This window comes from Pseudomonas sp. (assembly GCF_050739935.1).
Classification (GTDB): domain Bacteria; phylum Pseudomonadota; class Gammaproteobacteria; order Pseudomonadales; family Pseudomonadaceae; genus Aquipseudomonas.
This window is the reverse complement of sequence record NZ_JBOICF010000103.1, coordinates 15,192-29,262: the sequence shown is the minus strand read 5'-3', so window position 1 is coordinate 29,262 and position 14,071 is coordinate 15,192. Positions and strand designations below refer to the sequence as shown.

Genomic DNA, 14,071 nt, shown 5'->3' with positions numbered 1-14,071 from the left:
GACCGGGCGCATTCACCAGCAAGCCGGCTCCTACGGTACGCGGGTTGTCTGACAAACCGCTTTTACAGGACCCCATCAATGCCCCAGATCCTCGGCCACAACTATATCGGCGGCGCACGCAGCGCCGCTGGCTCCACCATCGTCTACAGTGTCGACGCCAGCACCGGTGAAAAGCTGCCGTACGATTTCCATCAGGCAACCGTCGAGGAGGTCGATACCGCCGCCAAAGCCGCAGCTTCGGCCTATCCCGCCTATCGCTCGCTGAGTGCGGAAAAACGCGCGCAGTTTCTCGACGCCATCGCCGACGAACTCGATGCACTGAACGACGACTTCATTGCCACCGTCTGCCGCGAAACCGCACTGCCTACCGGGCGGATTCAAGGCGAGCGCGGTCGGGTCAGCGGGCAGATGCGCCTGTTCGCCAAGGTTCTGCGTCGCGGGGATTTCTATGGCGCGCGCATCGACCTGGCGCTGCCCGATCGCAAGCCTGCACCGCGTCCTGACCTGCGGCAGTACCGCATCGGGCTTGGCCCGGTTGCAGTGTTCGGCGCCAGCAATTTCCCCCTGGCGTTTTCCACTGCCGGCGGCGACACCGCCTCGGCACTGGCGGCGGGCTGCCCCGTGGTGTTCAAGGCCCACAGCGGCCACATGGCAACTGCCGAACTGGTGGCCGACGCCTTGCTGCGCGCGGCTGACAAAACCGGTATGCCCAATGGCGTGTTCAACATGATCTACGGCGGGGGCGTCGGCGAGTGGCTGGTCAAGCACCCGGCGATTCAGGCGGTCGGCTTCACCGGCTCGCTCAAGGGCGGTCGCGCGTTGTGCGACATGGCGGCCGCGCGCCCGCAACCGATCCCGGTTTTCGCCGAGATGTCGAGCATCAACCCGGTGATCATCCTGCCCCAGGCATTGGGCATGCGCAGCGAGCGCATCGCCTCGGAACTGGCAGCGTCCATCGTCCAGGGCTGCGGGCAATTCTGCACCAATCCCGGATTGATCATCGGCCTGCGTTCCCCGGCTTTCACTGAATTTCAAAAGCGTCTGGCGGCACAGATCAACGATCAGCCGCCCCAGACCATGCTCAACATCGGCACCCTGAGCAGCTACAGCCGAGGGGTGAAAGCATTGCACGCTCACGCCGGAATCGAACATCTGGCGGGCAACGAGCAACAGGGCGATCAGGCCCGTCCGCAGCTATTCAAGGCCGATGTCAGTCTGTTGCTCGATGGCGATGAATTGCTGCAGGAAGAAGTCTTCGGGCCGACCTCGATCCTGGTCGAAGTCGCCGATCAGGCGCAGCTTTCCGAGGCCTTGTTCGGCCTGCATGGTCAACTGACCGCGACGCTCCTGGTCGATGGCGATGACATGCAGCACTTTAGCGAACTGACCGGGCTGCTGGAACAGAAGGTCGGCCGCATCCTTATCAATGGTTACCCGACCGGTGTGGAAGTGGTGGACGCAATGGTTCACGGCGGGCCCTATCCGGCCACTTCAGATGCGCGGGGTACGTCGGTCGGTACCCTGGCCATTGACCGCTATTTGCGTCCGGTGTGTTTCCAGAACTACCCCGACGACGCGTTGCCCGACGCCCTGAAAAACGCCAACCCGCTGGGGATTCAGCGGTTGGTGGATGGAATGAATACCACCGCAGCGGTGTAACGGATTCCAACCTGTGGGAGCAAATCATTCGCAAAAAATGGTTCGGGCGGGACATATGCGTCGTCTGTACCGATGTCTCGTCGGAATGCCGCCCAGAATGAATTCGCTCCCACAGGTGGAGCGCTGTCTGACAATTCTCATCTGTTCCACGCATCACCCGACACCCACATAAAAACAAACGAGGTGCGCCCCATGACCGCCAATGCCGTCCCGCTCGAACAGCTCGACACCGATGCGCTGGAAGACAGTATCTACCGCAAGGTCAGCTGGCGCATCGTGCCGCTGTTCATTTGCTGCTTCCTGTTCGCCTACCTCGACCGGGTCAACATCAGCTTCGCCAAGCTGCAGATGGCCAGCGACCTGGGCTTCAGTGAGACGGTCTATGGCCTGGGGGCCAGCCTGTTTTTCGTCGGCTACTTTCTGTTCGAAGTCCCCAGCAACGTGCTTCTGCACAAGATCGGCGCGCGAATCTGGATCGCGCGAATCATGGTGTCTTGGGGCATCGCCTCGGCCTGCATGATGTTCGTGCAGACCGAGTTTTGGTTCTATACGCTGCGTTTTCTGATAGGTGTGATGGAAGCCGGCTTCGTCCCTGGCGTGCTGTATTTCTTCACCCAGTGGTACCCAAGCTCACGACGTGCGCGGGTCAACTCCTACTTCAAAAGCTCCATTCCTCTGTGCGGTATCGTCGGCGGTCCGATTGCCGGCTTGATCCTCGGCCACTTCGACGGGGTCATGGGCCTGGCCGGCTGGCGCTGGCTGTTTCTGCTCGAAGGCATCCCTTCGGTGTTGTTGGGCGGTGTGGTTTTCTGGCTGGTCAAGGACCGCATTGAAGACGCGACCTGGCTAAGCGCTGAGGAAAAACAGGTGGTCCTGGCGCGCATGGCTAAAGAGGTCAAACCCGCGACGCCGCAGAAGGTCAAGGACATCTGGAAACACCCGACCACCTACGTGATGTCCGCGATCTACCTGTGTCTGGTCATGGCGCTGACCGGCCTGTTGTTCTGGATGCCGCAACTGATCAAGAGCGCGGGCGTGGCCGACACCCTTAACATTGGCCTGCTCACCGTGATTCCGTACGTAGGCGCGGTGATCGGCAACCTGTTGATCGGCGCCAGTTCCGATCGCCACAGCGAACGTCGCTGGCACATGGCAGCCTGCGCAACACTGACAGCAGCGGGGTATCTGGTCTGCGCCTTGTTCCCCGGCCAACTGCTGCCACTGATGATCGGCATGACCATGATCATGACCGGCATCATCGCCTGGATGCCGATCTTCTGGACCATCCCGCCACGTTTCCTCAGCGGCATCGCCGCGGCGGCGGGGATCGCCTTGATCAACTCGCTGGGCCAGCTCGGCGGGGTCATCGCCCCGTTCATGGTCGGTCGCATCAAGGATCTGACCGGCACCGCGACACCGGCGTTGTTCGCCCTGTTCGCGGTGAGCGTACTGGCGATCGCGCTGATCCTGTGGGGCATTCCGGCGCGTTATTACGCCAAGGATGCGGCGCAGGACTGATCTGCCGGACCTGAACGTGATGATCCTCTCGGCGCCTACTGAAGCCTGTGGGAGCGAATTCATTCGCGAAAAACCTTTCAGGCAACAGAGATGTATTGCCTGCGCCAACGTCTTGCCGGAATGCCACCCAGAAGAATTCGCTCCCACAGAACATTTTGTGCAACCCTTCATCCTCACCGGCGTTGTTCGCCCTGTTCGCGGTGAGCGTACTGGCGATCGCGCTGATCCTGTGGGGCATTCCGGCGCGTTATTACGCCAAGGGTGCGGCGCAGGACTGATCTGCCGAACCTGAACGTGATGATCCTCTCGGCGCTTGCTGAAGCCTGTGGGAGCGAATTCATTCGCGAAAAACCTTTCAGGCAACAGAGATGTATTGCCTGCGCCAACGTCTTGCCGGAATGCCACCCAGAAGAATTCGCTCCCACAGAACATTTGTGCAGCCCTTCATCCTCCGCTTCATCCCGGGCTGCGCCTTTTGGCCTATCATTCGCGCTTTAAACCGATGCGAACTCTGTCATGACCACCACGCCCGAAACCTTACGCTCCTCCCTGCAAAACGCGCTCACCTCCCACAGCATGCTTGAGGTCGACGGCCTGCACGCGTTCGAATTCACCCTGGGCGAGATGCTGCAAATCGAAAGCATGGACGGTCGCGAGCGTAAGGTCTGGCGCTTCACTCTGGCGCAGGTCGACTCTGCCGAGTTCGACAGCGAACTGCAAAGTTGGGTCATCAACGACGGCAACGCCGATCACCGGATCGTCGTGCTCAGCGCGTTTGCGGCCAGCGATGAAGACGACGAAGACGACGAGCACGCCTGACGCCAAGGCAACCGCTGACTCAACGGCCGATGAATAGCCTGTGGGAGTGAGCTTGCTCACGAATCCGGCGGTGTACCCGCCGCATCTATGGCGCCAAACGTCACTCTTCGTGAGCGAGCTCACTCCCACAGACATGCAGTCCAACGACATTGCGCAGCGACGCGCATCATCAATCGCCCAGGCAACTACTCCCCGCAAAGCGCTGTCATAGACCTGATTCTCGCGTAAACAGCGTGCCAACAACTCCAAAAAGAGATCACCCAAATGACTCCCAGACTCTTGCCCTGGCTGGTCCTCGCCAGCAGCCTTACCGCCCTTTCCGTTCAGGCCAAATCCATGACTGATTACGACGTACTGGTAGGTGCCTATACCGCTGGCGCCAGCGAAGGCATTTACCGTTATGGCTTCAACACCCAGACCGGCCAGCTCGAAGCCAAGCCGCGTCAGGTGATCAAAAGCGAAAACCCCTCCTGGCTGACCCTCTCCAAAGACCAGCGCCATCTGTACGCGGTCAACGAAAACGGCCCGGGGCAGACTGACGTCGTCGGCAAGGTCAGCAGCTTTGCCATTGATCCCAAGACCCACGCAGTGTCATTCATCAACCAGATCGACAGCAAAGGCGAGGAGCCGACCCACTCGAACCTGAGCCTGGATGGACGTTTCCTGTTCGTCGCCAACTACGCCGTGCACCCCGACCCAGGCGGCGCACTGGCCGTGGTGCCGGTCGGCAAAGACGGCAAGCTTTCTCCCGTCGTACAGACCGCCACCCACGAAGCCAGCAAGGTCAACCCGGAACGCCAGGCCTCATCCCACGTCCACTCCGCCGTGCCGACCCCCGATGGCAAATACCTGATCGCCATGGACTTGGGGGCCGACAAAATGTTCGTCTTCAACTATGACGGTAAGAAAACCCAACCCCTGCAGCCCGCCAAAACTCCATTTGTGGAGCTACCACCAGGCAGCGGCCCGCGTCACTTGTTGTTTAGCAAGGATGGCAAACACGCCTGGCTGACTCTGGAAATGGGCGGTCAAGTCGCCGCGTTCGACTACCACGACGGCGTCTTCAAGCGTACGCAGCTGGTAGACCTGGCCAATAAAGAGGGTCAGCAATACCGCGCTGGTGGCGGCCTGCATACTTCGCCGGACGGCAAATTCCTCTACGTCGCCAATCGCGGCGATGCCAACGAGCTTTTGGTGTTCAGCATCAATTCCTCCAACGGTCAGCTGAAGGAAATCCAGCGTCGCTCGGTCGAAGGCAAGGAGCCACGAGAGTTCAACTTCGACCCCAGCGGCCATTTCGTGCTGATCGCCAACCAGAAAAGCAACCAGATCGTCACTGTCCGTGTAGATCCGAAAACCGGTGTTCTGGGTGATACGGTGCAAAAAGTCGACTTCGATTCGCCATCGGATTTCCGTTTTCTTGGCTTGTGAAGCCTGACAAGTGACACATTGACGCAGGCTGCAGCCCTTGACTTCAAAGGGCTGCAGCCATGTATTAATTGAATTGATAAGGGCTAGTGGCAGAAAAGATTTTTTCTGAAAGCTCCTCGGGCGTAACTTTCATTCCACGGCCACGACGGTCAAGACTTGAAACGAAACAACACCGGGGTACGCATCATGAACTTCAATATCTTCTCCATCATCGCCGCGTCTGCCATCTCCGCCACCGTTGCATTGCCAGCCAGTGCCAGTGTCGAAGCCACAGATAAGAAAATCAGCTCGACCCAGAGCTACACCCCTAAATACCTGCAACAAAGCGCCAACTTCTACGCCGCTCTGGATCACAAGACCCAGCAATGAATAGAACTTTTGACGTAAATCCATTCCCCGTTAACGAAGCTTGCGCTTAACGAGTTATCGATACCGGGGAATGGATTTGTAAGCACCATGTTTAGCGATGTCACTGCTGCGAATTTGAAAGAACGCTTTCGCGCGCAACTTCGCCGATAACAGGTTGATACGACCCACTGACCACTGTGTGTCAGGCCATGTATCAAATGTAGGCGAGCTTGCTCGCGAAAGCGTTGAATTTCCTCCCCTTGATCCCCGTCTGCTGAATAAGCGATGGGGATTTTTTTATGTTTAAGGTTTCACATCACTTGGTAGGAGCGCACTTGCCCGCGATAACGGTGTATCTGAACTGCATTGTTAACTGACCCGACCCCTTCGCGGGAAATCGCACTGCTACATGGCACATCGCAAACTATCAGACTGATTAAATCGCTAAATCATTAACGAACTTGATCTTCTGAATCGCTGCACATCGTTTTTCAATAGTTATCTCGCCGGGCATTCTGAGCGCCAGAAAGAAACATCCACGGAGCTTACTGTCATGGCAGCTGCCATTCTTCATTCACTCAAACAAGGCGCTTATACCGCCATCGCGTTGTATGTCGTGTTCATCGCAGTGGTCACTGTCGTCAGCCTGAACCCTCAATTGAACGCGCCGTCTTCGGCGTCCGCGCAAGCGTCGGTCGTGGCACTGGATCGTGCTGTCGATCGGGCGAAGGTGCGTGCGTCGTGAGAGGGGTGAATTTTTGGGTGATCGTGTTTTTTGCCGTGATCAACAACGGCTGCTCATTGCTGGGGTTTGGCGAGGGATCGGTCGGTGGGGTGGCGCGGAGTATGGAGTTCAAGACCGAAGTCGCGCAGGACATCGAATTGCTTCGGGCACAGAAGCTCAACGCGGGCAATCCGCCGCCGAAGCATGGCGAGCTTTTTTCGACGATTTTCGAGTGGAAAACGGTATGACGGCACAGGCCTCTGTAACCGTCCAGCTTGCGGGCGCTGACGTCTGAACGATCGACGTAGGGGATTTCCGAAAATGTTGTAGTCAGGCTTTTTTCAACAACTTGTTTGATGACATCACCAAACGCTGAAATTACTGTCCGGCTTCCATTGGCCCGGAAAGGTGACCGCGCAGCGGCAATCCTTTCACAGCAGGGAACTCGGCGTCACAACCCTATGCACTGTCCATGGACGGTAGCTTCATTCTGGAGCTGAGCATCAATTTGGGGACCGTTGTTTTTTTGGTCGATGTGGTGGTGTTTTTATGGGTCGGTTTCTTCAAGCTGGAGCAGATCGAAGACGCGCTTGGAAACAGCAAACTCAACATCGACGCTAAACGGCTGGGAAGCAATCTCGGCTTGCTGGGCCGCCAATACAGGCTGTCGACGACGGTAAGCGCGTTACTTTTCACAAACATGTACGTACGAAAGGGCTTGGTTGATCTCGATGATGTGAAGAACATGCCAACCCGCCTGAAGCGTTGGATCTTGATTCCCTTTGTAACCGGTGGGGCATTACTTTCGTTCGTGTTTGTTCTGATGCTTGTCGCTGGAAAGATATAGCGAAGGCGATCTCAAGCACGCTCCCGCCGGTAAGTCGTGCTGCAAACAGTTGGCGGGATAGGGCTTGCATGGTATGGGGGAAGTGTTGGAGCGGCGGCCGGCCAATCCATCTGCACAGGGCTTGGAGCGGCATCCGGCGGGGTAGCGAGCGTAGGAAAGTGGAAAGGTGGGATCGATGATTGGAGAAGACGCAACAACTCTTATGTATGAAGCCGCCCATGGACGTTAAATGTGTTCTGGATTGGAGCGTTGTGCTGGGCTTTTTTCTCATCCTGACTAATGCGGCGGTGCTTTTGTGGGTAGCTTTCTTCAGGCTCGAGCAAATTGAACATGCGCTTGGAAAGAGCAAACTCAATATCGACGCTAAACGAATGGGGAGCAATATCGGCTTGTTGGGTCGCCAGTACAGGCTGTCCACGGCAATAGGTGCATTGTTTTTCACAAACATGTATGCGCAGAAGGGCCTTGTTGACCCTGATGATGTGAGAAACATGCCACCCCATCTCAAACGCTGGATTTTGATTCCTACTGTGACTGGTGCGGTCTTGCTCCTGCTGTCGCTTCTTTGGGTACTTATGACTGGAAAAATATAGTGAGGGGGATCTCAAGGACCCCCCGTTAAGAGGGCCGACCATCTGCGTCGGGCTTGGAGTCGCGACCGGTGGGGCAGTATTAGCGGGTTGCGTTTTAATCGCTGGGGCAGTCACAGCGTGGGGAGGAGGGAAATTGGGATCAATGATTGGAGAAAGCTCGACCACTCTGATGTATGAGAAAGTCCATGGACATTGAACTCATTCTGAATTGGAGCATGGCGCTCTGTTTTCTTCTCACCTTGATTGATGCGGCGGTACTTTTGTGGGTAGCCCTCTTCAGGCTTGAGCAAATTGAAAACGCGTTAGCGAACTGTAAGATTATTATCGACTCTCGGCGGCAGCGAACAAACTTAGGTTTACAGGGGCGCCAATACAGGTTGTCGACGGTAACAGGTGCGTTGCTATTCCCAAACATCTATGCGCGCAAGGGCCTTGTCGATCTCAATGATGTGAGAAACATGCCAACCCATATGAAACGCTGGGCCGTAATCCCCAATGTGGCGGGTGCGGTGTTGCTCCTGCTGTTGTTTGTTTTGGCTCTTATGGCTGGAAAAATATAGCGAAGGCGATCTCAAGAACGCCCCGCCGGCAAGTCGCTGCTACGGAGCTTTGTGTTTTGCCATCGCATGTTTGAACAGCTCTGAATCCAGAAACCGCGTCAACCACGCCTGCAATTTTGGATAAGGGCTCTGCCAGAACCAATCCGGGTCGACGAAGCAGAACTGGCGCACGAAAGGCGCCAGGGCGATGTCGGCCAGGGTCAGGTGATCAGTGATCAAAAAATCGCGCTCACTCAGCAGCGCCTCGAGCTTGCGTAGAAATACCTCGCCACGGGCCCGATATTCCTGCTGAGTGAACTCGGGATAGCGCACTGCATATTTGTAGCGATCCAGATCGGTTTTGAACCTGTTGTCGTTTTCCGCGATCAGTTCGGCGACCTGCCGCTGCGCATCAGGGTCAGCAGCCATGGCCCAATCATCCGGGTCATTGAGCGCCAGCGCCCAGCGCATGATGTCCAGGCTTTGTTCCAGCACTTGATCGTCCAGCACCAGAACCGGCACTGTGCCTTTTGGTGAACGTTCGAGCATTTCGGGCGGTTTGGCCTTGAGGCTGACTTCCACCGTTTCGACCTGCGCGCCGGAATAGGCGACTGCCATGCGCGCGCGCATGGCGTAGGGGCAGCGGCGGAAGGAGTAGAGCAGGGCGGGCATCAGCTGACCTCCAGGGTACTGAGGCCATTGCCCTGACGACGCACCTGAATCTGCACCGGAATCCGCTCGTGCATTTCCTGCACGTGGGAAATCACCCCGACCTTGCGCCCTTGAGCCTGCAAGCCGTCCAGCGCATCCATCGCCAGTTGCAGCGACTCGGGGTCGAGGCTGCCGAAGCCTTCGTCGATGAACAGCGATTCGATCTTCAGCGTGCTCGAAGCTATGGACGCCAGCCCGAGCGCCAGCGCCAGCGATACCAGGAACGTTTCGCCGCCGGACAACGAATGCACCGAGCGCAGTTCATCGCCCATTTCCGTATCCATCACCAGCAGGCCGAGCATGCTGCCGCCGCGCTTGAGGCGATAGCGGCGCACCAACTGCTTGAGCTGCGCGTTGGCGTGATGCACCAGCAGGTCAAGGTTATAGGCCTGAGCGATCTTGCGGAATTTGTCGCCTTCGGCCGATCCGATAAGGGCCGCCAATCGCCCCCAGCGCAAATATTCGCCATGGGCCGCCTTGATGCGTTCCTGCAACTCGCTATTGGCACTGCGTCGGCGTTCGTCTTCGCTGATCTGTGCCCGCAGGTCCGCGCATAGCTGATCGTGGGTCGCCCACTGTGCCTGCGCTTGGCTCAACGCCGAGGTCAATTGCTCGGCATCGCTGATATCGCTGTGTTGCGCCTGATGTTGTTGCAGCTGCGTCGCGCGTTCCTGCATCAGCACTCTGGCCTGCTCCAGGGCTTTTTCGCTTTGTTGCAGGCGCTGACGCAACTGGCTGACGCTCTCATCGCTCAGGCCCAGCAGTGCGTCGAGGGCGTCGTCGTCCAGTTCGCTGTGCTGGTTGCGCCATTCGTTGATCTGTCGATCAAGATCAGCCACTTCCTGTTCCAGCGCCTGCAGACGTTGACGCTCGCCGTCGAGCTCGGTGGCCAGTTTGATCAGTTCACTGCGTGCCTGCTGCAAGGCCTCGTAAATCGTCGCCTGAGCCTGCCGCGCCTGCTCGACGGCCTGCTCCAGGTGTTGCTGCCAACGCTCGGCGCTTGCATGCTCGCCGAGGATTTCCCGCAAACGCTCCTGCACGGTGTGCTGTTGTTGCTGGCTGGTTTCCAGACGTTGTCGCAGCTGTTGATGCTGTTGCTGACGGCCCTGCTGGGCGATCTGCTCGCGCTCGATTTTCAGTGCGCGCTCGCTGTGCTCCTGCTGTTCTTCTTTCAACTGATCGAGCTGTTCGATGCGTCTGGCAATGTCGTTGTCCAGTTGCATGAAGCTTTCGGTGGCCGATTCGCGCCACATTGCCAGGCTTTCGGCGGGCAGCAGCGGTTCGAATTCCTGCAACTCGGTCTCGAACGCCTGATTGTCCAGCGAGATGTTGCGCTGTTGATCGTCGAGCAGCTTCATCGCCTGCTGGCTGGCCTCGCGGGCGTCCTGCACCTGTTGCTGTAGGGATTCGGCGTCCCGTTGCACTTTCAGCAGACGCGTCTGGCGTTGCTCGCTGTTGAGGATTTCCTGTGCCAGTCGGTGCAGCCGCTCGCTGAGCCAGTCGCCGCGCAGGTGCTCGGGCTGCTCCAGCAAGCGTGGGTACAGACTATGGCCTTCGAGATCCGGGGTTAGCTTTTGCAGCTGCTCGCCAAGTTGGTCTTGCTGCGGCTTGGACTGCTTGAGCTGGTTGTTCAGTTCGGCGACTTCGCTACGCAGTTCGGCAAGCGTCTCGCGCAGTTGATTGACTTTCAGACGCGCAGCGGTTTCTTCGCTGTCATCGTGGCCGCCGAGCGCTTCGAGCAAGGCTTGGGACTGGTGATACGGATGTTCCTCGCTGCCGCAGACCGGACACGGCTGCTGATCCACCAGTTGCCCGCGCAGTTGCTCGACGCTGGCGCTACGGGCCAGACGCTGGCGTTGCAGCAACTCGACCGTGACCTTCAGCGCCTGCTCGGCCGCTTCGTGTTCGCCCTTGAGTTGCAGCCCCTTGGCGATACTCTGCGAGCGGCGTTCAGTGGCCTGTTGCTGCTGCGTCTGCACTTCATGCAAGCGACCAGCGAGGTCCTGATGCCGCTGCCACAGGCGCTCCAGCGAATCGCTGGCGCTGTGCTGCTGGCGGTTGTCCTGCAACAGCTGGCCGAGGCGTTCGATTTCCTGACTGACGACATCGGCCTTGACGTCCGCATCGTCGTAGAGCGCCTGCAAGGTGCTGCGCCGTTCGCTGAGAGATTGTTCAGCGCGGGTCGCACGCTGTTCCAGCATCGGCAATTCTTCGCGACCCTTGTTCAGCCGCGAGCTGACCAGCACGATCTGTTGCAGGCGAGGGCGATAGGCCGTCCACGATTGGCTCAGCGAATCCAGCCCCGCGCTGTTCTGCAGTTGTCCGGCGATCGATTGCAGGCGCGTTTCAACCTGACGCTGCTGCTCGGCCAGTTGATCGAGCGCAGCTTGTCCTTCGTTGCTGGCCTGGTCGGCGCTGCGCGCCTGTTCGCCGATCTGCTGAAGTTCGGTGTTCAGATGATTGAGCTGGATCTGTTGCTCGAAAGCCTCGTTCAACCCAGGCCTGGCGTTTTGCTGATTTTCCTGGGCCTGCTGCAGGCTGTTTTGTGCAGCCGCGAGCTGGCTTTCCAGGTCCGTCAACGTCGTCTGGGTGTGTGCCTGTTGCTGAGCCTGTTGCTGAATGCGTGCAGCCAGAGGCGTCAGCTGCGCGTTGAGCTTCTTGCGCTGGGCAAACAGATGCCGTTGCGGCGCCAGGCGTTCCAGCTGACCCAGTTGCTGGCGTTCAGCGCCTTGTTGGTCCCAGGTCTGCTGCGCGCCGCCGAGCTGTTCACTGGCCGCCAGATGTCTGTCTCGCAGACGACTCAACTCACTGAACCACTGTTGCTTCAACTCCAGCTGACGCAGTTGCGCCTGTGCCAGCTTCAGTTGCTGCTGTGCGTCGTCGAAGCGCTGTTGCAGCTCGGCGCGCTGCTCGGGCTCAAGCGGCGTCAGGTTGCCGGCCTGGGCATTGAGGGTTTTCAGCGCGTCTTCGGCTTCCCTGCTCTTGCTGTAGGCGCGACGGCCCAGCTGGCTGTAAATCGCCGTGTCGGTGAGCTTCTCCAGCAATTCGCTGCGCTCTTTATCGTCGGCCTTGAGGAACGCGCTGAACTCGCTTTGCGCCAACATCACAGCGCGGGTGAATTGTTCGAAATTGAGGCCCAGTCGCGCTTCGAGCAGGGATTTGTATTCGGCTTTGTTTTGGGTGCTGAGAATCTGTTCGCTGTCCAGATCGGTCAGGGTCTGGCGGCTGGCCTGCAACTTTTTCGTCGCATTGTCGCGCGCGCGGTTGGTTTCCCAGCGAGCACGGTAGCGGCGCTTGTCGATGCCGACGAAATCCACTTCGGCATAACCGCTACCGGTGCCGCGACGCAGCAGGTTGCGCGGGTCGTTGGTGCTGATGTCGCCGTCGATCTCCGGCACTCTGGATTGGCCGATATTGTTCAGCCTCGGGATCGCGCCGAACAGCGCAAGGCACAAGGCATCAAGCAGCGTGCTCTTGCCCGCGCCGGTGGGGCCGGTGATCGCGAACAGCCCGGCACTGGCCAGGGGTTCTGCGGTGAAATCCAGCTCGAAGGGACCTGCCAGCGAAGCGAGGTTTTTCAGGCGAATGGCGAGAATCTTCATGGCTGTTCACCTTCCAGTTGCACGTCCTGAAGCAGGCTGGCGAAGTCTTGCAACGTCTGCTCGTCGACCTCGGTGCCATAGTTGTCACGCCAGGCGCGGCTGAACAGTTCCTGCGGGCTGAGTTGGTCGAGTTCGATCAGATCGCGATCATCCTCGTCATCCCGCGCCCCTTTGCCAGCGTATTCGGCGGCAATCCGTATCAGGCGCACGGCCTTGTTTTCCAGGGCAGCTTCGATCTGATTGCGCAGGTCCGGCTGCGGTTCGTCCAGGCGTACGCGGACCTCGAGCCAGGGTTGGCGGTCGACATCGGCCAGCAGGTCAATGTCCGGCAGGTCCTTGAGTTGCAGTAACAACTCGACCAGTGGCGCCGGGCCAACGCGGTGCAGGTTGACGGCGCGGGGAATCAGCAGCGGTTTGACGCTGACCAGCTTGTCACCCTCGCACTCGATTTCGAGGATCTGATGCTGGTAGCCGATTTCCGAAAAGGACAGGGGAATCGGCGAGCCGCTGTAGCGGATTCGTTCCTCGCCATTGACCTTTTGCGGCTTGTGCAGGTGGCCGAGGGCGACATATGTGATCGTCTCGCCGAACAGGCTGGCCGGCAGCGCCTCGGCATTGCCGATGATCAGGCTGCGCTCGGAGTCTTCGGAGACCGAGCCGCCGGCCATGTGCGCGTGGCTGATGGCAATCAGCGCCTGGCCTTTCTTGCGCTTCTGATTAGCTGCGGCGATGAGCATTTCGTGAACCTGACCGATACCGCGCAGGTAGTTGTCACCCAGCGTCGGGCCGGTGACTTCGGCGGGGCGCAGAAAAGGCAGCGCCAGGCACCAGCCGAGCACCTTACCTTTGGCGTTGGTCAGCGGCAGCATCAGGCGTTCGACGTCGAGCACGCCGTCGTCCAGCCACAACACCCGGCCCAGCGCATGGGTACGCAGCCGCCGCATCAGGGGTGCGGGCAGTTCGATGCGCGAGCCGGAATCGTGGTTGCCGGCGATCATCACGATGGTCAGTTGCGGGCTTAGGTCGTGGGCGCTGACGATGAAGTCGTACAGTTGTTCCTGGGCTTTGACTGGCGGGTTGACGGTGTCGAAGATGTCACCCGCGATCAACAGTACATCAGGCTTGCGCTCGGCCAGACGGGCCAGCAGCCATCTGAGAAAGCTCTCGTGTTCGAAGTCCCGCTCCTGGCCATGGAGATTCTGGCCCAGGTGCCAGTCGGAGGTGTGGAACAGACGCATTGGGATACCTTGGTTCTGAATAGGTGTATGGCCGAAATGGTG

General features: G+C 58.8%; 14 protein-coding genes. 11 read left to right on the top strand and 3 right to left on the bottom strand.

Going from position 1 to position 14,071, the window contains the following annotated elements; all coding sequences use genetic code 11:
- The first annotated feature begins 78 nt into the window (after positions 1–78).
- From ACRER8_RS20655 to ACRER8_RS20605, 11 genes are all read left to right on the top strand, one after another.
- Positions 79–1,659, top strand: coding sequence for an aldehyde dehydrogenase (NADP(+)) (locus ACRER8_RS20655; protein WP_431748051.1), 1,581 nt, complete (start codon positions 79–81; stop codon positions 1,657–1,659).
- Positions 1,660–1,851: 192 nt separating this feature from the next.
- Positions 1,852–3,177: an MFS transporter gene (locus ACRER8_RS20650; protein WP_431748050.1), complete on the top strand. Its 1,326-nt coding sequence runs from the start codon at positions 1,852–1,854 to the stop codon at positions 3,175–3,177.
- Positions 3,178–3,332: 155 nt separating this feature from the next.
- A complete protein-coding gene (locus ACRER8_RS20645) occupies positions 3,333–3,455 on the top strand; it encodes a hypothetical protein (protein ID WP_431748049.1) in 123 nt (40 codons plus the stop codon).
- A gap of 238 nt (positions 3,456–3,693) precedes the next feature.
- On the top strand, positions 3,694–3,996 hold the full coding sequence (locus tag ACRER8_RS20640; protein ID WP_431748048.1) for a DUF5629 family protein: 303 nt from the start codon (positions 3,694–3,696) through the stop codon (positions 3,994–3,996).
- A gap of 264 nt (positions 3,997–4,260) precedes the next feature.
- Positions 4,261–5,427 carry a lactonase family protein gene (locus ACRER8_RS20635; RefSeq protein ID WP_431748047.1) on the top strand — a complete coding sequence of 389 codons (1,167 nt, stop codon included), beginning with the start codon at positions 4,261–4,263 and terminating at the stop codon, positions 5,425–5,427.
- A 186-nt stretch (positions 5,428–5,613) separates the two neighbouring features.
- The gene (locus ACRER8_RS20630) at positions 5,614–5,796 is read left to right on the top strand and encodes a hypothetical protein (RefSeq protein ID WP_431748046.1); all 183 of its coding nucleotides are present in this window, start codon (positions 5,614–5,616) and stop codon (positions 5,794–5,796) included.
- Positions 5,797–6,328: 532 nt separating this feature from the next.
- A complete protein-coding gene (locus tag ACRER8_RS20625) occupies positions 6,329–6,520 on the top strand; it encodes a hypothetical protein (RefSeq protein WP_431748045.1) in 192 nt (63 codons plus the stop codon).
- On the top strand, positions 6,517–6,747 hold the full coding sequence (locus ACRER8_RS20620) for a hypothetical protein (RefSeq protein WP_431748044.1): 231 nt from the start codon (positions 6,517–6,519) through the stop codon (positions 6,745–6,747). Before ACRER8_RS20625 ends, ACRER8_RS20620 begins: the two co-directional genes overlap by 4 nt.
- A gap of 224 nt (positions 6,748–6,971) precedes the next feature.
- A complete protein-coding gene (locus ACRER8_RS20615) occupies positions 6,972–7,346 on the top strand; it encodes a hypothetical protein (protein WP_431748043.1) in 375 nt (124 codons plus the stop codon).
- 218 nt (positions 7,347–7,564) lie between these two features.
- Positions 7,565–7,939 carry a hypothetical protein gene (locus tag ACRER8_RS20610; RefSeq protein WP_431748042.1) on the top strand — a complete coding sequence of 125 codons (375 nt, stop codon included), beginning with the start codon at positions 7,565–7,567 and terminating at the stop codon, positions 7,937–7,939.
- A 185-nt stretch (positions 7,940–8,124) separates the two neighbouring features.
- Positions 8,125–8,499, top strand: a complete 375-nt coding sequence (locus tag ACRER8_RS20605; RefSeq protein WP_431748041.1) for a hypothetical protein — start codon at positions 8,125–8,127, stop codon at positions 8,497–8,499.
- A gap of 39 nt (positions 8,500–8,538) precedes the next feature.
- Here ACRER8_RS20605 and ACRER8_RS20600 read toward each other — a convergent pair whose 3' ends face one another.
- From ACRER8_RS20600 to ACRER8_RS20590, 3 genes are read right to left on the bottom strand one after another with little or no spacing between them, the layout of a single operon-like run.
- Positions 8,539–9,150: a glutathione S-transferase gene (locus ACRER8_RS20600; protein WP_431748040.1), complete on the bottom strand. Its 612-nt coding sequence runs from the start codon at positions 9,148–9,150 to the stop codon at positions 8,539–8,541.
- On the bottom strand, positions 9,150–12,791 hold the full coding sequence (locus tag ACRER8_RS20595) for an AAA family ATPase (protein WP_431748039.1): 3,642 nt from the start codon (positions 12,789–12,791) through the stop codon (positions 9,150–9,152). The genes ACRER8_RS20600 and ACRER8_RS20595 overlap by 1 nt, the downstream gene beginning before the upstream one ends.
- Entirely contained in the window at positions 12,788–14,029 is a 1,242-nt protein-coding gene (locus ACRER8_RS20590; protein ID WP_431748038.1) for an exonuclease SbcCD subunit D C-terminal domain-containing protein, read from the bottom strand. Before ACRER8_RS20590 ends, ACRER8_RS20595 begins: the two co-directional genes overlap by 4 nt.
- Between the last annotated feature and the right edge of the window lie 42 nt (positions 14,030–14,071).